Here is a 21,315-nt window from a genome sequence, read left to right as displayed (position 1 = left end):
TTCGCTGTCGAGGCGGCGCGTCGTTGAGCAGCCCTGTGATTATCCGCCGAGACGGCTATTCCTCGGAAGCGACGAACCTGATCGCCGAACCCGCCCGCACCAACGCGGGTGGATCGCGGTCCACCGCCCACATTCGCAGATCGGTGGTGCCGATCAACTGCCACCCGCCCGGCGTCCCACGCGGGTAGACCGCCGAATATCCGCCCGCGAGCGCCACCGAGCCCGCCGGAATAGCCGTGCGGGCATGGACGCGGCGCGGCACCGTGAGCCTGCCGTCGGGCGAGGTGAGGTAACCGAAACCGGGCGCGAAACCGACGAACGCACACCGCCAGACGATGCCGGTGTGCGCCGCGATCACCTCCGGAATCGACAGGTCGAGCAGCCGAGCGACCTCCGGCAGGTCCGCGCCGTCGTAATGGACGGGGATCTCGACGACCGGCTCGGCATCCGGGGTTGTTCCACGGGAAACATCCGGCGAATCCGCCTGCGGTAGCTCGTGATCGAGCCGGTCGAGCAGCGCGACGAGTTCGCGGCGGACCTGCACGCCATAGCTCACCGAATGCATGGTGACCAGCACCGTTTCCGCCGCGGGCAGCACATCCTCGACACCGGCGATCGCGTGCACCCGCAGCGCCGAGGCCAAGCGCTGCACCGGGCGTGGGTCGTCGAGGGTGATGAGCACGGCGCGATCACCCGCGGGTCGGATCCGCGCGTTCCAATCGATGTCCATCGTGCCTCCCGCCCCTCAGCTGAACGGCTCCACCGGTATCCCGGCTTCGTCGAGCGCCCCCCGAATCCGGCGGGCCATCTCGACGGCCGCCGGGGAGTCGCCGTGGACGCACACACTGGCCACGGACACGGCGACCGTACCGGGACCGTCTACGGTACGCGCGGTCCCCGACAGCGCAAGAGTTGTCGCCTGGGCTACGGCGTCGTCGGGCGACAGCACCGCCCCGGCAACTCCACGCGGGGCCAGCGAACCTGTTGCAGTGTAGGCCCGGTCGGCGAAACCCTCACCGACGAAACGCACCCGCTCGGCGGCCCGTTCCAATTCGGTGCCCATCGGACCGAGCAACGCCAGACCCGGTTCGGCCTCCGCCACCGCGGCGACCAGCGCTTCGGCGAGCAGACGATCGCGCGCTGCCGCGTGATAGAGGGCGCCGTGCGGTTTCACGTAGCGCACCCGATCGCCCGCGGCCCGCGCGAAAGCCGCGAGCGCGCCGATTTGATAGAGCACCTCGTCGCGCAAATCGGCAGGGGCGATGGCGATATCGCGACGACCGAACCCGACCAGATCGCGATAGCCGACGTGCGCGCCGATCCGCACGCCCTTGGCCACCGCGAGTTCGCAGGTGCGGCGCATGATGGTCGGGTCGCCTGCGTGGAAACCACACGCGATGTTCGCGCTGGTCACGATGTCGAGCATGGCGGCATCGTCGCCCATCCGCCACGGGCCGAAACCCTCGCCCAGATCACTGTTCAGGTCCAGCGGCATGCGATGCCCTCCGGTCTTCGCGGGTCACTCGTCGCCGAATGTACCCCGGGAATTCGAGCGTGAACGCACAGATTCATACCGTTATCACCGGGGCGTGCGGAATCGGGTCACACTTCATGGCCGTCGGCCACGCGGCCAAGTACGCTCAGAGCCATCATGGCCACGTATTTCGATCCGAAGTCCTGGTCACTGGCAGGTGCTGTCGACATGGGCAAACGCCTGCTCGACCCGTCCTGGATCGACCAGTGGCTCGGCTTCACCACCTCATGGGCCGACCCCGTAGCCGACCTGGGTTCCGGCACCGTCACCGCGCTCATGCCCGATGTGCTGATGACCGTGCTCAGCGAGGGCATCCTCAGCCGTTTCGGCGGCCAGGAAATCAAGGCCACGCTGCTCGGACACGACCTCACCGCCACCCTCGACACCTTCAAGCTGCGCAGACGCGGCGCTCACTTCCAGAGCAAGACAGTGCTGTCGAACCTGATCTGGGACTCGCATGCATTCGACACGGTCACCGTGGTCGCGCACGGCGTGCGGCTGATTCCCGGTGTGCCGACCAAGATTCGAGTCCAGCAGCTCGACATCGAGGGCACCATCGGCATCGGCGCGCTGACAGCCTGGGTCGACGCCCAGAACCTGGACTGGCGAGTGCGTCTCGACGAACGCGGACAGATCGTCGCGACGCATCGCACCCGCAAGATGCGGGCCGTCGTCGACGGGCAGGTCTACGACAACCTGCTCACCATCGATATCCGCAAAGCCAGTTGGTACGGCATCCGGCTACCCAGGCGCGTGGTTGCCGCGCCCGCGCTGCTCCTCGACGACCTGCCCAACCGAGCCGACATTTCCTACGCGCACCGGCGCGGTGACGTGGTGAAATTCCGGCTCGAACTGCCCGCGACCACCGGGTCGTTCGACCTGACCCAGATCCGCGACGCCATCATCGCGGGAACGACACTGATCGTCTTCTGATCAGTGCTGCGTGGCCCACCATTCGCGCAGCGCGGTTTCGGCCTCTTCCCGGCTCATCGGGCCGCGGTCCAAACGCAGATCCTTCAGGTACTTCCACGCCTTGCCCACCTGCGGGCCCGGCGGCAGATCGAGCAATTCCATGATCGCGTTGCCGTCCAGATCCGGGCGCACCCGGGCCAGATCCTCCTGCTCGCGCAGCGCCGCGATCCGCTCCTCCAGCTCGTCGTAGGTCGAGCGCAGGGCCGCCGCGCGGCGCTTGTTGCGCGTGGTGCAGTCGGCGCGCACGAGCTTGTGCAGGCGATCGAGCAGGTCGTCGGCGTCGGTGACGTAGCGGCGCACCGCCGAATCCGTCCACTGCCCCTTGCCGTATCCGTGGAAGCGCAGGTGCAGGAACACCAGCCGCGCGACCTCCTCGGTGAACACCTTCGGGTACTTCAGCGCCCGCATCCGCTTGCGCACCATCTTCGCGCCGACCACCTCGTGGTGGTGGAAGCTCACGCCGCCCGCCGGCTCGTTGCGTTTGGTGTCGGGCTTGCCGATGTCGTGCAGCAGCGCCGCCCAGCGCAACACCAGGTCGGCGTCGCCCTCCTCCTGGTCGATCGCCTGCTGGAGCACCGTCAGCGAGTGCTGGTACACGTCCTTGTGCTGGTGGTGCTCGTCGATCTCGAGCTTCATCGCGGGCACCTCGGGCAGCACGCGCTGCGCCAGACCGGTATCGCACATGAGGTTGATGCCGTCGATCGGGTGGTCGGCGCCGATCAGCTTGTCCAGTTCGGCGCGCACCCGCTCGGCGGTGATCCGGTCGATCTGGTCGGCCATCTCGACGATCGCCGCCCGCACCCGCGGCGCCACCTCGAAGCCGAGTTGGGCGACGAAACGCGCGGCCCGCAGCATGCGCAGCGGATCGTCGTCGAACGAATCCTGCGGCGCCGCCGGGGTATCCAACACGCCCGCGAGCAGCGCGTCGATGCCGTTGAGCGGGTCGACGAATTCCAGCGACCCGTCAGCGGCGATCTTGACCGCCATGGCGTTCACCGTGAAGTCGCGGCGCACCAGGTCACCGTCGAGCGAGTCGCCGAAGGTGACCTCGGGATTGCGCGAAACCCGGTCGTAGGTATCGGCCCGAAAAGTGGTGATCTCGAGCTGCTGATCGTTCTTGGCAGCGCTCACCGTGCCGAACGCCAAGCCGCCGGTATCCCACAGATGATCGGCCCACCCACGCATCAACTCCTGCACGACCTCCGGCCGCGCATCGGTCGTGAAATCCAGATCGTTGCCGAGCCGCCCGAGCACGGCGTCGCGCACACTGCCACCGACCAGATAGAGCGTGTGCCCCCGCTCCGCGAACATCCCCCCCAACGGCGCCAAAACATCATTGAGCTGCCCCAACGTCACCGCCGCCCCCGCCAGCAGGCGAGCACGACGATCCGCCACAGCATCAGGGACAACATCGGGAGAAACCACACAGGCACTTTACCGACCCCGTCGAACCCTTTCCCCGCAGTCCACCACACCCGCGCCCGCACTCGATATGCACAGCTAAGCTGACGGAGTGTCTCCTCCGGCCGATCGCGCGAACAGTCGACGCCGCCAGCCGCGGCGGCGCGGTTCGGCGAACAACGCCGGCAAACCCCGCATGCGCACCGTCCGGGAGACCTCGGCGGGCGGTCTGGTCGTCGAGGGCCTCGACGGCCCCAAGGAGCAACGCACCGCCGCGCTGATCGGCCGCACCGACCGACGCGGGCGCCTGCTGTGGTCGCTGCCCAAAGGACATATCGAGCAGGGTGAGACCTCCGAGCAGACCGCGATTCGCGAGGTCGCCGAGGAAACCGGCATCGACGGGGAAGTGGTCGCCGAACTCGGCAGTATCGATTACTGGTTCGTCACCGAGGGCAGACGGGTACACAAGACCGTGCACCATTTCCTGCTGCGGTGTCTCGGCGGTGAGCTGTCCGACGCCGATGTCGAAGTGACCCAGGTTGCGTGGGTTCCCTTGAGCGAGTTGGATTCCCGATTGGCCTACGCCGACGAACGGCGGTTGGCCGAAGTGGCGAACCGATTGATCGACCGGATGGAGACCGGCAAGCGATGACGGGTGGACTGATCCGGCTGATCACGGCGGTCCTGACCATCTTGGGTTCGATGACGCTGCTGCCCGCGGTCGCGCACGCCCAAACGGACGGGTCGGGAACGCCGAAGTTTCTGAAGCTGACCTTGGACGCGGTGGCGCCGGGCACGGTCACCACCGGCAGCGACCCGAAGCTGACCATCTCCGGCACGGTCACCAATATCGGCGACCGGGTCGTCGACGATGTGAGCGTGCGGATTCAGCGGGCCGGCGCGGTGGAGTCGCCGAGCGGGTTGCGCAGTTCGCTGCGGCTGGACCAGGTGAACTACGAGGTGACCGGGCCGTTCCAGGATGTGGCGCCACAGTTGAGTCCCGGCCAGCGCAAACAGTTCTCGGTGAGTATCGCGTTGCGCGCCGGCTCGGAGGCCTCGCTCGGGCTCACCGAGCCGGGGGTTTATCCGTTGCTGCTCAATGTGAACGGGGAACCCGCCTACGGCACCCAGGCCAGGCTCGACGACGCGCGCTTCCTGCTCCCTGTTCTCGGACTGCCACCCACCGGTGTGGACGGCAGCGCGGAACCGCCGGTGACGCCGCCGCCCGCAGCGTCACCGATCGCGACCACGATGATCTGGCCACTGGCCGACCGGCCCCGCATGGTCGCGGGCAAACCGGGCTCGGTGCACGGCCAGGCCGAACTGCTCGACGACGAACTGGCGGCCTCGGTCGGCAAGGGCGGACGCCTGGAACAGCTCGTCGCGGCGCTGGAATCGGTGGTGCCCGCGCCGGGCAGGGACCGGGGTGTGGCCGGATCGGTGTGTATCGCCATCGATCCCGACCTGGTCTCGACCGTGCAGACCATGACGCGCGGCTACCGGGTGCTGGCCAGTCCATCGGACCCGGGTGGGGCGACCAGGGAGGGAGCCGGCGCGGCGAACGCGCAAGCGTGGCTCGACCGGTTGCGCGCCCTTGCCGGATCGATGTGCACGGTGGCGCTGCCGTTCGCGCAGGTCGACTTGTCGGCATTGGCCGCGGTGGACGAACCGGGACTGTCGGCGCGGGCCCTGCTCGCCCCCGCCGACGTGGTCGACTCGATCCTCGGCACCCAGACACTGCGCGGAGTGAGCCTGCCCGACGCGGGCAGCATCGACGATCCGGCGGGGATGCTGCTGCGCGAGCACGGATACGGGACGGCGGTCCTGGCCGGTTCCGCGGTGTCGGGTGACGGGTCGCCTGCCGACACCGACAACGCGCTCACCTCCGCCCCGACAACGCTCGCCCCCGATGTGGTGGTCGGAGGGGAGCACGCCGCACCCGATGTGGTGCGCGTGCCGGGAGTGAGTGCCACCCCGCTCGCGGGCGCCGCCGCCGGGGCCGATCCCGCGCTGCGGGTGACCACCTTCGACATCTGGACGGCGACCGCGCTGGCCGCGGTCGGTTCGAATCCGCCGACGCCGTCGTTCACGCCGTCGAAGGTGCGTTTCGATGTCACCAACGACTCGCGGGCGGCCCGATTGCAGGACGCGCTCGGCGCGATGGCATGGAGTGCGCTCAACCCGTCACCGGACCGGCCGCGCTCGCAGCTGCTGATGCCGCCGCAGCAGTGGGGCGCCAACCGGGAGGAGGGCGGCGCGCTGCTCAAACAGCTCGAACTGCTCACCCGCAACAACCTCGCGAGCCCACGCAGCTTCACCGATCTCGTCGCGCAAGCCCCCGATCCGCGGCCCTTCGCGCTGGAATACCTGCCGCGCGCCGCCCAGGACGCCGCGCCGGAACGGTTCATCGAACCGGTGCGCGACCAGGGCACCCGGATCACCGAGCTGATGCGCGCGCTGGTCGAACTGCCCGAATCCGAACTCTCCCCGCTCGCGTTTCTCACCCCGGCGCGCGAGGACCTGCTGCGCGCGCTGAGTCTGTCCGACCGCAGAGCCGACAACGACACGCTCGCCGACCTGCACGCCCAGCGACGCATCGACCAGGCGACCCGGGAGCTGGACACGATGTTCTCCTCGGTCTCGGTGCTGCCGCCGGGCGGGGTGTACACGCTGGCCTCCGAGCAGAGCCCGTTGTTGCTGGTGGCGCGCAATGAACTGCCCGTCGCCATCCGGGTGATGTTCCGGATCGAAGCGCCTGCCGAGACGAACATCACCGATATCGGCGAACAGCTGCTTCCACCGTCGGGAACCCGGTCGTTCCAGATCCCGACCGAGGTGAGCGACAGCCGTAAGCTGGTCATTCCGATCGCTCTTACCACCCCGGACGGAATAGCGCTAGGAGAGGCGACCTCGGTCTCGGTGCGCTCGAACGCCTACGGTCAGGCGCTGGCCATAATTACCGCATGTGCCGCGATACTGCTGTTGCTGCTGGCCGGGCGCCGACTGCTGCGGCGGTTCCGCGGGCAGCCCGACCCCGCCGACGACGGGTTCGCCCCGGAGACGGTCGAACGGGCCGGTCGATTGCGGCGCGCGCGTCAGCGACTACAACGGCAGTGAACGCCCGCGCCTGACGCGCGGTCAGGGCACCATGGCAGACAAGGACGAGAGTGGCACTGATGAGCGAAACGCTCATCGGACCGGCGGGATTCGCGGGTTACGCCGGGTACAGGAGGCATGATGGGCGACGATGATTCCGCTCATCGGCGCAACCACGACGACGACCCGACCCTGCGCCGGGCGCCGAGTGCGCCGTGGGAACGCGGGATGACGGCCGGACAGGACGCCGACCGCGACGAGGCCGCGCCACCGGCGGATCGACGGCCGGGTCATCGCCCCGATGCCGCCGCGCCATGGGAGGGCCGTCCGGCGGTCCGGCCCGGCGATCCGCACGGGGATCCTCGTCATGCCGCCGCGGGTCAGCCCGGCGTACCCCGTCAGCCTGGCGATCGTCGTGCGGACTACGGCCCTCGACCCGACCTGCCGGGACCGGCGGGTCATCGTCCCGATCAGCCGCCCCCGGGTTCGCGGCCCGCTGAGCCCTCCAGGTACCGACCCGGCTCGGCCGACCACGGCGCACCGCAACCGCCCGCCGCGCCACGGGCCCCGCAGCCCGGACGGCCGGCCTATCGCCCCGAAGCTCCCGCCGAGGGTGTCCGCCCACCGGCGGGATACCCCGCACCGCACCGCCCCCCGGCCGGATACCGCCCGGATCAGCAGCCACCGCAGCGGGATCAACCCCCGCGCGGCCCGGCCCTGCCTCCGCCATTCGATCCGGCGCACCGCTCCGGCGAGTTCCCACGCCAGCAACGTCCCGGCCCGGCACCACAGCACCCTGGCCCGGCGCCACAGCACCCCGACGCGGCACCACACCGTCCCGGCCCGGCACCACAATCTGCTGGCCAAGCCCCCCAATCTGCTGGCCCGGCAGGACACCGTCCCGGCCCGGCGCCACAACGTCCCGGCCCGGCACCGCAATCTGCTGGCCCTGCAGCACACCGTCCCGGCCCGGCACCACACCATCCAGGCTTGGCACCACAGCATCCCGGCGCGGAACCGCAGGCCCCTGGCGCGGCGCCACAATTCCCAGCTGGTTCACCCGGCCGCCCAGGCGAGCCACCGCGTCCTGCGGCATACGGCCCCGAGGGTCGCCCCGCACCGCCGCAGCAACGCCGCGCGCCTGGCTCCGGCGCGCGCTCGGGCGAGTTCCCGCAGCAACAGCATCCCGCTGGTCCCGGTGCCGCTGAACGTTCTGGCGAATTTCCGCAACAGCAGCGCCCCAGCCCGAGCGCCGGCCGTTCAGGTGAGTTCCCGCAACAGCAGCGCCCCGGCTCGGGGGCCGACCGTTCGGGTGAGTTCCCGCAACAGCAGCGGCCCGGCGCCGGACCGGACGGGTTCGCTCCGCGCCGGACCGGGCCGAACCCATCGGGCGAGTTCCCTCAGCAACGACCGGTCCCGCCGCACGGGGGGCAGTCCGGAGCCATTCCGCGCCAGGCACGGCCCGATCAGGTCGGCGGGCGCAGGCCGGAGCACGCGCCACCGCGCGCGAGTTTTCCCGGAATGCCCGCCGCGGATCTCGCACGGGATGGGCGGCGAGCAGGGGCCGGATCGGGCGAGCGTGGACGGGTCGCGAACGGTTCTCCCACCGGTGGCGATCGGTCGTCGGAGCGGACGCAGGTCATCGCCCGGCCGAAGAAGGTAGCGGCCGAGCCGGACACGAAAGCGGGCGCCGCCCCGAGCGCCAACGCGAAACTGCTCAAGGACTCGGGTTCGATCGCGGTCGCGACACTGATCAGCCGCATCACCGGATTCGCCAAGCAGCTGTTGCTGCTGACGGTCCTCGGTCCGGCCATCGCGAGTGCGTTCATCTCGGCGAACCTGATCCCGAACATGGTCGCCGAGCTGGTCCTGGGCGCCGTTCTGACCGCCATCGTCGTGCCGACCTTGATCCGCGCCGAACAGGAGGATGCCGACAACGGCGCCGCTTTCGTGCGCAGATTGGTGACAGCGGCCTTCACCGTGTTGTTCGCCGCCACCGTGCTCACCTTGGCCGCCACCCCGATTCTGGCTGGTCACGTGCTCGTCTCCTCGGACGGCAAGGTGAACACGAACCTGACCGTCGCGCTGACCTATCTGCTGGCCCCCGCGCTCCTCTTCTACGGCATGTCCGCGCTGTTCACCGCGATACTCAACACCAGGCAGGCCTTCAAACCGGGTGCGTGGGCCCCGGTGATGAACAATCTGGTCGCCTTGACAGTGTTGGCGGTCTACGCGCTGACACCGGGCGAGATCACCCTCGATCCGGTACGGATGAGCGATTCGAAACTGCTGGTCCTCGGCCTCGGCATCACCGCGGGCGTGGCGACGCAGGCGCTGTGTCTGCTGCCCGCGATCCGCAGGCACGGAATCAATCTGCGTCCGCTGTGGGGAGTCGACGCGCGCCTCAAGCAGTTCGGCAAGATGGCCGTCGCGATCATCCTGTACGTGCTGATCAGCCAGGTCGGCCTGGTCGTCGCGAACAACGTGGCCTCCTCGGCCGACGAGGCGGGTCCGGCGATCTTCGCGAACGCCTGGGCGCTGTTGCAGCTGCCCTATGGCGTGATCGGGGTAACCCTGCTCACCGCGATCATGCCGAGGCTGAGCCGTAGCGCCGCCGACGACGACACCCCAGCCGTGGTCGACGACCTGTCCGTGGCGACCCGACTGACGATGATCGCGATGATCCCGATCGTCACCTTCATGACCCTCGCGGGCCCGGAGATCGGCCAGGCGCTCTACGGCTACGCACGATTCTCCGGGGACGCCGAACGGCTCGGCAGCGCCGTGAGCTGGTCGGCCTTCTCGCTCATCCCGTATTCGCTCGTGCTCATCCACCTGCGGGTGTTCTACGCGCGCGAACAGGCGTGGACGCCGACCTGGATCATCCTCGGCATCACGACGATCAAGATCCTGATCTCGGCACTGGCCCCGGTCATCGCCCGCGACAGCGACGACGTCGTGATCGTGCTCGGCGTCGCCACCGGCCTCGGATTCACCGCGGGCGCGCTGATCGGCGGCGTGCTGCTGCATCGCAGTCTCGGCGACTTGCGCATGGTCAATGTCGGCCGAACTGTGACCAGAGTGTTGCTCGCCTCGGTCGCGGGCGGCGCGGTGATGCTGATCATCGACCGGGTCACCGGACTCGACCACGTCACCGGCGGCCCCGGCTCGCTGCTGCGTGTGGTCATCGATGCCCTGGTCATGTTCTCGGTGGCCTTCGGTCTGATGCGGCTGGCCGGTATCCCCGAGGTCGTCGCCATCACCGTCGCGATCTCGCGCAAGCTCGGCATCACCCCGCCCGCGCCGGATATCGCACTCGACGACACCCCGGCGGACGACATCTACGCCACCGCCGTCCTGCGCCGCCCCGATACCTATGGATTCCCCGCGTACGGGCAGTCTTTGGACACCCAGACCATGGTGCTTCCCGTGATTCGACCAGGTGCTGTTGACAGCACCGGTAAAGCACAGTTCCCGTACGCTGTTCCGCAGACCGACACGGGTTTTCAGGCCGAAGGAGGACCGAGGGTGAGCGATGACGCGGTGGGCGGCGTCCCGGCCGCTGATTCTGCGGCGCGCGCGGCAGCAGGAATGTCCACCGAGGTCGGGCCCGATGCGCCGAACTCGACGGATTCCGAGCATATCGACGTGCCCGACGAAAGCGATTCGCACGAGAAGAACGCGCGTTCGGCCATGCCGCCGAGCGATCCGACCTATGACACCGGCATGTTGCCAATCCCACCGCAGGTGCCCCCCAGCGCCGCGGCCAACCGCGGGCAGCGCGGGCCCAAGCTCATTCCCGGCGCGTCCGTCGCCGGTGGCCGGTATCGGCTGCTGGCCGGTCACGGCGGTGCGCGTGGGCTGAAGTTCTGGCAGGCGCTCGATATCAAGCTCGACCGCGAGGTCGCGCTGACCTTCGTGGACGCCGACCAGACCTCCGGTGAGAATTCCGGTCACGACGGCCCGCAGGCGGTGCTGTCGCGCACGTTGCGGCTGGGCCGGATCAATTCGCCCGGCCTGGCCAGGGTGCTCGATGTCGTCCGTGGCAGCTCCGGCGGCATTGTCGTGGCCGAGTGGACCCCCGGCCGTTCACTGCGTGAGATGGCCGAGACCGTGCCATCGCCGGTCGGCGCGGCCAGGGCCATCAGGGCACTCGCCTCGGCGGCCGAGCTCGCCCATCGTGGCGGCGGCTCGCTCTCGATCGACCACCCCGACCGCATCCGGATCAGCGCCTCCGGTGACGCTGTCCTCGCGTTCCCCGGCACCCTCGGCGATTCCGACGCCCAAGGCGACGTCCGTGGTCTCGGAGCGATGCTCTACGCCCTGATCACCGCGCGCTGGCCGATTCGCGTCGGCGGCGTCACCGGGTCGGCGGCCACCATCGGCGGTCTGCACCTGGCCGATTTCGGGCCCGACGGCACGCCGGTGGAACCCCGTCAGATCCGGCCGGAGGTGCCGTTCGAGATCTCGGCCGTCGCGGTTCGCTCGCTGGAATCCAACAAGGGCGTGCGCACCGCTGCCACCGTGCAGCATGTGCTCGAGCAGGCCTCCGTGGTCGATCAGAAGACCGACTTCATTCCGGTCCTACGGCTGGGTCAGCGGGCTGTCGCCCCCGGTGCCGATTCCCTCGCGGACCCGGAACTGCTCGCGGCGGAACGGGAACGTTCCAAGCGGATGATGTGGATCATGGTCGCCCTCGGCGTGCTCGCCGCGCTGGTGGTCGGCGTGCTGATCTGGTGGATGGTCAGCATCTTCGCGCCCGGCGCGTCGGACAAGCCACTGGACCAGCAGATCAACATCGGGCTCACCTCGAGTGTGGCGCCGCCCGCGGCGTCGGCACCGCCCGCCGATGAACCCGCGGCGGCGCCGACGAGTGTGCCGGTGCCGGTCACCGGCGTCGCGGTGTTCTCCCCGGAGGGCACCCCCGACGGCGCCGCGTCGGCGGGCGCGGTGCTCGATCACAACGCGGCGACGCTGTGGCGCACCGATCAGTACTTCCAGCAGTTCCCCGCCCTCAAGAAGGGCGTGGGGCTGCTGGCCACGCTGCCGACGCCGGCCAAGCTCACCAATGTGTCGATCACCTCGCCCAGTGCGGGCAGCACCGTCGAGATCCGTACCTCGCCCACCGAGGCGCCGACCCTCGACCAGACCCAGCTGATCGGTTCGGCCAAGCTCAGCGACGGGGTCACCGATATCGCCGTGCACACCGATCAGGCCGCGCGTTTCGTGCTCGTCTGGATCACCGGACTGGCGAATTCGGGGGGCCAGTTCCAGACCGCGATCGCCGACGTCCGCTTCGACGCGGCCCCTTAGTCTGCACGCGCCGTAAAACCCTCCCACCGCGCTGTTCGCGCAGGTGGTCGATCATTTCCGGGCCCGTTGACGATCTTCGTCGAACCGCGGTCCGGTTGGTGCGCAATTGTTATCGACGTTATGATCCCCCCGCGCTCTCGGTTGAGGGTTACCCAGGATTTGTCGACGTCGATCCTGGACGCCGCGTGGTAGTCAGGTGATGGATCGGCCTTGTTCGTCGGCTCGAAGTCGCCGTAATGAGTGCTGTCCGAGGGGTCAGGTTTGTCGCCGGAAGTCAACGAGCAGGTCCGCGGTGTGCCACCGCGGCAGGACGCGGCAGGCGTCCGCTCGTTCTTGGAGAACGGCAGCGACAAGCAACTGCTCGCCGCCCACGTCCGCGGGCAACCGCATGCTTTCGCCGAACTGCTGCGCAGGCATTCCGACCATCTCTGGCAGACCGCTCTTCGTACGTCCTACAACCGCGAGGACGCCGCCGACTGCCTCCAGGACGCCCTGTTCTCGGCCCATCGCACCGCCGACTCGTTCCGCGCCGAGTCCGAGGTACGCAGCTGGCTACACGCGATCGTGGTCAACGCCTGCCTCGACCGGATCCGGCGCAACAAGACCCGCCGCGCCGTCTCGGTGCTGCCCGACACGATGCCGGAGGCGGTCGATCCGCACGACGCGTTCGCGCACTACGAACTGTCCACCGTGGTGAGTGAGGCGCTGTTCACCCTCCCTGACGAACAGCGGTTGGCGCTGGTCATGACCGAGATGGAGGGCCGCAGCGTCGCCGAGACCGCCGCCGCGCTAGGCGTGGCGCCGGGCACGATCAAGAGCCGATGCGCCCGAGCGCGCGTACGTTTGCAAGAACGTTTGGAATTTTTCCGCGATCCAGGGAACCGGATGTAGTCGGGATGCGTCACTAACAATGACGACCAAGTCAGCGATGTAAATCCTGCGATCCGATATCGACAGAACAGGGGAGGTGCGAGGGTGTCTCGATCCGTGCCGCAGCCTCCGTTCCCGTCGGAACTGCTGGCCGATCTGCATGCCGACAACCTCGCACCCGAATTGTGCGAGCAACTGTGGCCCGTGGTCCGCACCGACGAAGACGCGCTGCGCTACCTGAACAAGCTCGACGAAGTGAACACCCACCTGCGCGCGCTCGCCACCGACGAGCGGGTCACGCACCGCATGCCCGACGATGTGGCCGACCGCATGTTCCGATTCGTCGCCGAGCTCGACGCGGGGGAGGCTCCAACCGAGCGCGGCACACCGCTCGTCGCCCAGCTACCGCCCGCCGAGCAGGTATCCACCGACCAGGCCCCGATCTCCTTGGCGAACTACCGCTCCCGGCGCCGACTCGGGCTGCTCGCCGCGGCCGCCGCCGTGGTGGCCGTCCTGGCAGGCGTGGGCGCCGTGTTCAGTACCTTCGACACCACCGAGGGCACCCCCACCGCAGCGCCGTTCACCGAGCCGGCGCCCGCCGACGAACTCACCACCGCCGCCGCGCTGCGCGCGCTGGGCAAACGTGACGTGGTCGGCCCGCTCGCCGACGAAGCCGCCCTCACCCGCTGCGTCCAAGCCAACGGGATCGACCGGGCGGTGCTCGGAGCGTCGAATATCACTTTTCGTGGCACGGAATCGGTGCTGATCCTGGTTCAGGGTGCCAAGGCCCCCACGATCACCGCGCTGGTGGTCGGCACCGGTTGCACCACGGGCACGCCCGCGCAACTCACGCTGCGGGACATCGGCTGACAATCGGGTAGCACCGGCAGTCAGGGAACAACACCGATTATGGTGTTGTTAACCGACACATCCCCAGCTTCACTTCTCGGAAGGTCTCCATGAGCACGCCAGTTCGCGACCTGATCATCGTCGGCTCCGGACCCGCCGGCTATACGGCGGCCGTCTACGCTGCCCGCGCGGAGCTCGCGCCGCTGGTCTTCGAGGGCACCCAGTTCGGTGGTGCCCTGATGACCACCACCGAGGTGGAGAACTTCCCCGGCTTCCGCGACGGCATCATGGGCCCCGATCTCATGGAGCAGATGCGCGACCAGGCCAAGCGCTTCGGTGCCGAACTGCGCACCGAGGACGTCGACGCGATCGATCTGTCCGGCACGGTGAAGAAGGTCACCGTCGGTGACGAGACCTTCGAGGCCTACGCCGTGATCCTCGCGATGGGTTCGGCCGCGCGCTACCTGAACGTGCCGGGCGAGCAGGACCTGCTCGGCCGCGGGGTGAGCGCCTGCGCCACCTGTGACGGCTTCTTCTTCAAGGGCCAGGACATCGTCGTGGTCGGCGGCGGCGACTCCGCCATGGAGGAAGCGACCTTCCTCACCAAGTTCGCCGCGAGCGTCACCATCGTGCACCGCCGCGAGGAGTTCCGCGCGTCGCGGATCATGCTCGAGCGCGCCAAGACCAACGAGAAGATCAAGTTCCGGCTCAACTCCGAGGTCGTGAAGGTCAACGGCGAGAAGAGCGTTACCAGCCTCACCCTGCGCGACACCCGCACCGGCGCGGAGTCCGAGCTCGACGCGACCGGCCTGTTCGTCGCCATCGGGCACGACCCGCGCAGCGAACTCGTCAAGGGCCAGGTCGCACTCGACGGTGAAGGCTATGTGCAGGTAACCGATCCGGGCACCGCCACCGATGTGGCGGGCGTGTTCGCCGTTGGCGACCTGGTCGATCACACCTACCGGCAGGCGATCACCGCCGCGGGCACCGGTTGTCGCGCCGCCATCGACGCCGAACGCTGGCTCGCCGAGCAGGGCGATATCACCGCCAACACGCTCGAGCACGCCGACGGCTCGGCCGCGGCGCGCACCAACTGATTGCGCACCAACTGATTTCGAGTTCCACCCCTGTCGAGGAGACACCCATGGCCGAGAGTGCCAACACCATCACCGTCACCGACCAGTCCTTCGCTGACGACGTTCTGCTCAGCGAGAAGCCGGTGCTCGTCGACTTCTGGGCCGACTGGTGCGGCCCGTGCAAGATGGTCGCCCCCGTGCTGGAGGAGATCGCGGGCACCCACGCCGACAAGCTGACCATCGCCAAGCTCGATACCGAGGCTAACCCCGGCACCGCCCGCGACTACCAGATCCTCTCGCTGCCCACGATGATCCTGTTCCAGGCCGGCAAGCCGGTGAAGCAGATTGTCGGCGCGAAGGGTAAGGCGGCGCTGCTGCGCGAGCTCGAGGGCCTCATCTAGCACAGAGCATCCGACAAAAGCGCCTCCTACCGGCCGACGCGCCGTAGGATGCCTTGACCCGGGATTCTCGCAAAGCGGCTTGGGTCTGAGACAATCGACGGACGCTCCGGCCGAAGGAAAGGCTCTCACGCATGCACCGACTTCGTCACGGCGATTCAGGACCAGCCGTCGCAGAGGTTCGGAGCACCCTCGCAAGCCTAGGTTTCCTGCATCTCCCACACGTCGAATCCACTGACGGACCGGAGTATTGGAAGGATACCGAGGCGGTGTTCGATCGGCCCCTCGATTCGGCGATCCGCGCGTTCCAGCAGCAGCGCGGGCTCCTCGTCGACGGGGTGGTCGGTCCGGCCACCTATCGCGCGCTGAAGGAAGCCTCCTACCGGCTGGGTGCTCGCACATTGATCTACCAATTGTCGGCGCCGCTCTACGGTGACGACGTGGCCACCCTGCAGCGCAAGCTGCAGGATCTCGGCTTCTATGTCTACCGGGTGGACGGGCACTTCGGTTCGCACACCCACGACGGTCTCAGCGCGTTCCAGCGCGAGATCGGCCTGTCCGCCGACGGTATCTGTGGACCCGACACCTTGCGCTCGCTGGATCTGCTCGGCGCACGCGTCACCGGCGGCAACCCGCACCGCATCGCCGAAGAGGAAGTGGTGCACCGGGCGGGCCCGCAGCTCACCGGCAAACGGATCGTCATCGATCCCGGATTCGGCGGCATCGACAAGGGTTTCGCGGTACCGACTGAATTCGGCGATGTCTTCGAGTCGGAGATCCTGTGGGATCTGGCTTCCAGGCTCGAAGGCCGGATGGCCGCGACCGGCATGGAAACCTTCCTGTCCCGGCCGTGGGGCGCCAACCCCACCGATGTCGAACGCGCCGAGACCTCCAACGCCTTCGACGCCGATCTGATGATCTCGCTGCGCTGCGCGACCAGTGACAACCCGTCCGCGAAGGGAGTGGCCGGTTTCTACTTCGGCAACTCCCACGGTTCGGTGTCGATGATCGGCCAGGTGCTCGCCGGCTTCATCCAGCGCGAAGTGGTGGCCCGAACCTCGGTGCAGGACTGCCGGACCCATCAGCGCACCTGGGACCTGCTGCGCCTGACCAAGATGCCGACCGTCCAGGTCGACCTCGGCTACCTCACCAACGAGTACGACGCCTCGATCCTCGCCAATCCGCGCATGCGCGATGTGATCGCCGAAGCGATTCTCATCTCGGTGAAGCGGCTCTATCTGCTCGGCCAGGACGACCAGCCGACCGGCACCTACACCTTCGCCGAGTTGCTCGCCGAAGAACTGGCGGCCGCCGACGCGGGCAACGGTTCCGCTCCGCGCGTCTAGTTCCAGCACGAACGAAACGGCCCCGCGAATTCCCGCGGGGCCGTTTCGCTGTTCGTCGCTAGATCTGGCCGGAAGCCACCGGAACGCGCAACTGCGCTGCCGCCAGGAGTTGGTCGAGTGCGTGCTCGACGTCTTCCTTCCAGCCGTGATCGGAGTCGAGTTCCAGGCGTAGCCGGGGGAAGCGGTGATGCGGGGCCACCACTTCGAAACCGACCTCGGCGAGGAAATCCGCGTCGATCATGCAGGTTTCGGGGGTGCATCTCGTCGCGGACGACGGGTCGCGCAGTGGCGCCGCGATCCGTTCCATCAGCCGCATCGACGATCCGAAGCCGCGGTCGGCCACCGAACTGGACGGTGGGCCGTTCCGGATGCCGAACGCCTCCAGCGCTCGCACGCCACGACGCACCAGATCGGCCACCACGGCCTGAACCAGGCGGTGGGCTACATCGGCCTCGTCGTAGGGGAATTCGGCCTGCAGCGTGGTCAGCAGGACCGCGTCCGGGCTTACCGGGGAGGTGGGGAACAAGGCGGAACGCGGCACCGCGCTCGGCGGGGAGTACAGCGCGCAGCCCGCGAGGTTGTTGTCCACGTGTGCGACCTGTCCGCAGGAACCCCACTCGAGCATCACCGTCGAGAGCCAGGCTTCCTTTTCGAAGACCGGATCGCTGAACGCGTGCGAGTCGGCGGCGACGGCCGGGTCGAGTTCCCAGAACACACACCGCCGGGTGTGTGCCGGGAGCTGACCGAGCCCGTCGAGAGTCAAAGCCGTGACGCTGGTCGACACCGCCCTGTTCAGCCTCCAGCTATCGGATTCATCCACGCTCACGCCACATCACTATCCACAGTACGTGTCGCCTCTTTCAGTCACAGTGACGTTTCGGGGCCGACTTGCTCCATCAGCGCCACGATGCGCTCGAGATCTTCGACGGACCCGAACTCGACAACGATCTTGCCCTTGTTCTTGCCGAGGCTGACCGTGACCCGGGTGTCGTAGGACCCCGACAGTCTTTCGGCAACATCTTGCAGACCCGGCATGTGGATCGGTTTACGTTTCGGCGCTGGGGGAGCGGCCGGAGAGGGCTCGCGGTTCGCGAGTTGCACCGCTTCCTCGGTAGACCGAACCGACAGTCCCTCACGGACGATTCGTGCAGCCAACTCTTCCTGTGCGTCCGCGCCGGCATCCAAGCCGAGCAGCGCCCTGGCGTGTCCGGCCGAGAGCACCCCGGCGGCCACCCGACGCTGCACGGGAATCGGCAGCTTCAGCAGACGAATCATATTCGTCACCACCGGCCGCGAGCGACCGATTCGCGAAGCCAATTCCTCATGGGTGACGTCGAATTCCTCGAGCAGCTGCTGATAGGCCGCCGCCTCTTCGAGCGGGTTCAGCTGGACGCGGTGGATGTTCTCCAGGAGGGCGTCGCGCAGCATCGAGCCGTCGTCGGTGTCCCGGATGATCGCCGGGATCGTGGCGAGTCCGGCCTCTTGGCAGGCGCGCCACCGGCGCTCGCCCATGACCAATTGGAACTTGTCCACGCCCGGTTCGACGCGGCGCACGACGATCGGCTGCATGAGACCGAACTCGCGAATCGAGTGCACGAGCTCGGCGAGAGCGTCTTCCTCGAAGACCTGACGCGGCTGCTTCGGGTTCGGCTCGATCAGGTCGGCGGGGACCTCGCGGTACACCGCGCCGCCGGGGGAGACCAGATCGGGTTCGGGTTCGGGCTCCGGTTCGGGCCCCGGCTCCACGTCCGGAACACGATGCAGGAACGCCTCGGCCGGCTGCGGGCCGATCGGATTGATCCCGATCACGCTCGCCGCGGCACTGCTCAACCCCGGCGCCACGGCAGGACCCGTCGGGATCAATGCCGCCAACCCGCGACCGAGACCGCCCTTTTTCGCCTGACTCATCGGCTACCGATCCCTTCTTCGTTCCAACTCACGCTCAAGACGCGTCTTGCTTCAGCTGCGCACGAGACGCGAGCTCGCGACCCGCGTCCATGTAGCTCATCGCACCGCGCGAGCCTGGATCGTAATCGAGCACGGTCATCCCGTAACCCGGAGCCTCCGAAACCTTCACGCTGCGCGGGATCATCGACTTGAGGACCACATCGCCGAAGTGGTTGCGCACTTCCTCGGCCACCTGGTCGGCCAGCTTGGTGCGGCCGTCGTACATCGTCAGCAGGACGGTCGACACGTGCAGCTCCGGGTTGAGGTGCGCCTGCACCAGCCCGATATTGCGCAGCAACTGACCGACGCCTTCCAGCGCGTAGTACTCGCACTGGATCGGAATCAACACTTCTTTGGCCGCCACGAGCGCGTTGACCGTGAGCAGGCCGAGCGAGGGCGGGCAGTCGATCAACACGTAGTCGATGTCGAATCCGACCATGCCCGCCTCGCGGATCGCGGTCTTCAGTCGGCCTTCCCTGGCGACCATCGACACCAGCTCGATCTCCGCGCCGGCCAGGTCGATCGTGGCCGGGACGCACAGGAGGCGCTCGCTGTGCGGGCTCACCTGAATCGCGTCCTTGACCGCCACCTCGCCGATCAGCAGCTCGTAGCTGGACGGCACACCCGAGTTGTGTGCGACGCCCAGCGCCGTACTCGCATTGCCCTGCGGATCCAGATCGACCACCAGGACCGTCATTCCCTGGTGCGCTAGCGCCGCAGCGAGATTGACCGTCGTAGTCGTCTTACCAACGCCACCCTTCTGGTTGGCGATAGTGATGATCCGTTGCTCGCGAGGTTTCGGCACATTGACCTTTCCTGGATGCAGAATCTGGCTGGCGCGTTGCGCTTCCGCCGCGATCGGGGTCTCGGCCGGGGAGATGTGCCCGAAAGGAGTGTTCCCGAACGTCTCCGCGTCGAAGCTGCTGGAATCCAGCATCCCCGGGACCCGCGACGTTGTTTCCCGTGAAACATTCGCCGGACCGCTCGACATAGATTGCTCCTAACCCGAGAAACTTCAGATCACGTATCCCCGACGAGCGTCGGCGCCGTGTCGTCACAAACAAACTGTGTCGGTGGAGAACTCGAAGACTCGAGGAGGGTGGCTCACTCCCGCCCGACTCTGACAGCTTGCCAGCACCGAGACAGTTAGGAAAGCTGAATCGCGGCACGCCGAGAAGGACACACCCAATACTCGAGAATTAACACCCGAGTCCCGATGTTTCACGGGAAACAACGGGGGAGCGGTCCTGAAAATCCGAGTACTCATCAAGCAATCCACCCGCCCGGCCGACCCTCCAGTCGCCCCACCCCCCAGTCCTCGCGCCTTACCAGTCACCCCAGCCGACCGGCTCCCATGCCCCACCAATCCCTCGGTGTCGCCGGACTACCGCCCTTTCAGCACACCCGCCTCGGTGCCGTCAGACCGCCACCCTCCCAGCCACACCCGCCACTCAGGGCAATCGGACCGCCGCCCTCCCAAGCTCACCCTCCACCTCAGAGCCGCCGCAACACCGCTGTACCAACCACACCGCGCGCCATCCACCGGTGCGACCGACCGCCGCACTACCGCGATACCACCACACTGCGGTCCGCGTAGACCAGGCAGCCGCCGCCACTACCAGCCAGCGCACGCACCTCGATTCGACCGCCAACGCAACACCTGCCAGTCACACCCCGGCCTTCGGTTCGACAGGGAACCGGGCGACGGTCACACCCCTCAGATCGGTTCGACCAGGCCGCGCCGCAGCAGCAGTTGTCTGATGATTCGACCCTGACGCCGTTACCGTTCCTCGAAATGCCACCGCCGCGCCCTCCCAGCGGCCGCGCACGACACCGCAGGACAGCTGCGCGACTGGGGCGAATTCGGCCAGGATTTGGGCGACAGCCACTCGGGTGGACGGTGCAGCTGGGAGGTGCGGTCGCGCGCCGCCTGGAGGATCGGGTTCCTCGTGCCTACCGTTTCCTAGGGGCGCGAGTTCGTGGGGTGAGATGTGGGGTTGGACGACGCGTGCGGGCTGAGGTGGACGGGACGGTGGTAGGTAGCGCGGTAGTCAACGGAACAGCGCCGGTGCGGAGGAAAAGTGCCGGCCTGGTCGTCGACGGAACCGCGCGGCCTGACTATGGATACCTGGCATGAGTGCCTGGAGCGCGGTGGCTTTGGGTGCGGATGTCGATGGAAGTGCGGCTGTCCGGCCGAACCCCGGGCTCGCACGGTGCGAGTGTTGTGCAGTCACCTGGCCGAACCGGGGTGCGGTTGCCTATCCCCGTCTTCGGCAACCCCAAACAACCCGCCCCGCGCACCTCGAGGGCCGGCGGCCACGAAGTGGCCGATCCGCGCGCGACCGCACCTCCCAGCCACACCCGTCCACCCCAGCCTGTCCTCCACAACCCCGCACTCCCAGCCCCGCCCCCGCGACCCCTAGGGAGCGGCGGCCACGAAGTGGCCGGTCCGCGGCCGGGCCGCCGGTCAGCGCTCGAAGCGCACGCGCCGCAGGCGCAAGTCTCGAGCGCTG

At 68.1% G+C, this 21,315-nt stretch carries 16 protein-coding genes; 9 read left to right on the top strand and 7 right to left on the bottom strand.

The annotated features are described in order from the left end of the window. Nucleotides 1-55: 55 nt before the first annotated feature. Both NA12_RS32290 and NA12_RS32285 read right to left on the bottom strand, forming a co-directional pair. Nucleotides 56-730: a 5-oxoprolinase subunit B family protein gene (locus NA12_RS32290; protein WP_067460420.1), complete on the bottom strand. Its 675-nt coding sequence runs from the start codon at nt 728-730 to the stop codon at nt 56-58. Between the two features lie 15 nt (nt 731-745). After that, complete coding sequence (locus NA12_RS32285; RefSeq protein ID WP_067460417.1) at nt 746-1,495, bottom strand: LamB/YcsF family protein; 750 nt, start codon at nt 1,493-1,495, stop codon at nt 746-748. Between the two features lie 156 nt (nt 1,496-1,651). On the opposite strand from NA12_RS32285, the gene NA12_RS32280 reads away from it, so the two are divergent. Beyond that, the gene (locus NA12_RS32280) at nt 1,652-2,467 is read left to right on the top strand and encodes a hypothetical protein (RefSeq protein WP_067460414.1); all 816 of its coding nucleotides are present in this window, start codon (nt 1,652-1,654) and stop codon (nt 2,465-2,467) included. Here the strand turns inward: NA12_RS32280 and NA12_RS32275 are convergent, their stop codons facing one another. Continuing rightward, entirely contained in the window at nt 2,468-3,931 is a 1,464-nt protein-coding gene (locus tag NA12_RS32275) for a CCA tRNA nucleotidyltransferase (protein WP_067460411.1), read from the bottom strand. A gap of 172 nt (nt 3,932-4,103) precedes the next feature. Between NA12_RS32275 and NA12_RS32270 the strand changes: the two genes are divergently transcribed. Both NA12_RS32270 and NA12_RS32265 read left to right on the top strand, forming a co-directional pair. Next, the gene (locus NA12_RS32270) at nt 4,104-4,559 is read left to right on the top strand and encodes an NUDIX hydrolase (RefSeq protein WP_084473355.1); all 456 of its coding nucleotides are present in this window, start codon (nt 4,104-4,106) and stop codon (nt 4,557-4,559) included. Further along, nucleotides 4,556-7,024: a DUF6049 family protein gene (locus NA12_RS32265; protein ID WP_067460405.1), complete on the top strand. Its 2,469-nt coding sequence runs from the start codon at nt 4,556-4,558 to the stop codon at nt 7,022-7,024. Before NA12_RS32270 ends, NA12_RS32265 begins: the two co-directional genes overlap by 4 nt. Before the next feature lie 72 nt (nt 7,025-7,096). On the opposite strand, the gene NA12_RS32260 is transcribed toward NA12_RS32265, so the two are convergent. Further along, the gene (locus tag NA12_RS32260) at nt 7,097-7,870 is read right to left on the bottom strand and encodes a hypothetical protein (RefSeq protein ID WP_132369741.1); all 774 of its coding nucleotides are present in this window, start codon (nt 7,868-7,870) and stop codon (nt 7,097-7,099) included. Nucleotides 7,871-8,524: 654 nt separating this feature from the next. On the opposite strand from NA12_RS32260, the gene NA12_RS32255 reads away from it, so the two are divergent. The 6 genes from NA12_RS32255 (at nt 8,525) to NA12_RS32230 (ending at nt 16,855) form a co-directional block, all read left to right on the top strand. Continuing rightward, nucleotides 8,525-12,316 (top strand): murein biosynthesis integral membrane protein MurJ, encoded by a 3,792-nt coding sequence (locus NA12_RS32255; protein WP_084473352.1) that lies wholly within the window; start codon nt 8,525-8,527, stop codon nt 12,314-12,316. 294 nt (nt 12,317-12,610) lie between these two features. Continuing rightward, nucleotides 12,611-13,207 (top strand): RNA polymerase sigma factor SigM, encoded by a 597-nt coding sequence (gene sigM / locus NA12_RS32250; protein ID WP_067460457.1) that lies wholly within the window; start codon nt 12,611-12,613, stop codon nt 13,205-13,207. A gap of 96 nt (nt 13,208-13,303) precedes the next feature. Then, a complete protein-coding gene (locus NA12_RS32245; protein WP_067460399.1) occupies nt 13,304-14,056 on the top strand; it encodes an RsmA family anti-sigma factor in 753 nt (250 codons plus the stop codon). A gap of 89 nt (nt 14,057-14,145) precedes the next feature. After that, nucleotides 14,146-15,132 carry a thioredoxin-disulfide reductase gene (gene trxB, locus NA12_RS32240; protein WP_067460396.1) on the top strand — a complete coding sequence of 329 codons (987 nt, stop codon included), beginning with the start codon at nt 14,146-14,148 and terminating at the stop codon, nt 15,130-15,132. Nucleotides 15,133-15,179: 47 nt separating this feature from the next. Continuing rightward, complete coding sequence (gene trxA / locus NA12_RS32235; protein WP_067460393.1) at nt 15,180-15,512, top strand: thioredoxin; 333 nt, start codon at nt 15,180-15,182, stop codon at nt 15,510-15,512. Between the two features lie 131 nt (nt 15,513-15,643). Next, entirely contained in the window at nt 15,644-16,855 is a 1,212-nt protein-coding gene (locus tag NA12_RS32230) for an N-acetylmuramoyl-L-alanine amidase (protein WP_067460391.1), read from the top strand. 58 nt (nt 16,856-16,913) lie between these two features. On the opposite strand, the gene NA12_RS32225 is transcribed toward NA12_RS32230, so the two are convergent. The 3 genes from NA12_RS32225 to NA12_RS32215 form a co-directional block, all read right to left on the bottom strand. Further along, nucleotides 16,914-17,639: a hypothetical protein gene (locus NA12_RS32225; RefSeq protein WP_067460389.1), complete on the bottom strand. Its 726-nt coding sequence runs from the start codon at nt 17,637-17,639 to the stop codon at nt 16,914-16,916. 80 nt (nt 17,640-17,719) lie between these two features. After that, nucleotides 17,720-18,763, bottom strand: coding sequence for a ParB/RepB/Spo0J family partition protein (locus NA12_RS32220; RefSeq protein ID WP_067460387.1), 1,044 nt, complete (start codon nt 18,761-18,763; stop codon nt 17,720-17,722). 34 nt (nt 18,764-18,797) lie between these two features. Continuing rightward, nucleotides 18,798-19,793, bottom strand: coding sequence for a ParA family protein (locus NA12_RS32215; protein WP_067460384.1), 996 nt, complete (start codon nt 19,791-19,793; stop codon nt 18,798-18,800). Nucleotides 19,794-21,315: the final 1,522 nt, after the last annotated feature.

The sequence above is a fragment of the Nocardia alba NBRC 108234 genome (assembly GCF_001612665.1).
GTDB lineage: Bacteria > Actinomycetota > Actinomycetes > Mycobacteriales > Mycobacteriaceae > Nocardia > Nocardia alba.
This window is presented reverse-complemented; position numbering and strand designations above follow the sequence as displayed.

Excerpts from the sequence above, each read along its gene's own strand:
- NA12_RS32265 (WP_067460405.1), top strand. The coding sequence starts at position 4,556 with ATGACGGGTGGACTGATCCGGCTGATCACGGCGGTCCTGACCATCTTG.
- trxA (WP_067460393.1), top strand. The coding sequence starts at position 15,180 with ATGGCCGAGAGTGCCAACACCATCACCGTCACCGACCAGTCCTTCGCT.
- NA12_RS32220 (WP_067460387.1), bottom strand. The coding sequence starts at position 18,763 with ATGAGTCAGGCGAAAAAGGGCGGTCTCGGTCGCGGGTTGGCGGCATTG.
- NA12_RS32280 (WP_067460414.1), top strand. The coding sequence starts at position 1,652 with ATGGCCACGTATTTCGATCCGAAGTCCTGGTCACTGGCAGGTGCTGTC.
- NA12_RS32230 (WP_067460391.1), top strand. The coding sequence starts at position 15,644 with ATGCACCGACTTCGTCACGGCGATTCAGGACCAGCCGTCGCAGAGGTT.
- NA12_RS32255 (WP_084473352.1), top strand. The coding sequence starts at position 8,525 with ATGCCCGCCGCGGATCTCGCACGGGATGGGCGGCGAGCAGGGGCCGGA.
- NA12_RS32215 (WP_067460384.1), bottom strand. The coding sequence starts at position 19,793 with ATGTCGAGCGGTCCGGCGAATGTTTCACGGGAAACAACGTCGCGGGTC.
- trxB (WP_067460396.1), top strand. The coding sequence starts at position 14,146 with ATGAGCACGCCAGTTCGCGACCTGATCATCGTCGGCTCCGGACCCGCC.
- NA12_RS32285 (WP_067460417.1), bottom strand. The coding sequence starts at position 1,495 with ATGCCGCTGGACCTGAACAGTGATCTGGGCGAGGGTTTCGGCCCGTGG.
- NA12_RS32270 (WP_084473355.1), top strand. The coding sequence starts at position 4,104 with ATGCGCACCGTCCGGGAGACCTCGGCGGGCGGTCTGGTCGTCGAGGGC.
- NA12_RS32290 (WP_067460420.1), bottom strand. The coding sequence starts at position 730 with ATGGACATCGATTGGAACGCGCGGATCCGACCCGCGGGTGATCGCGCC.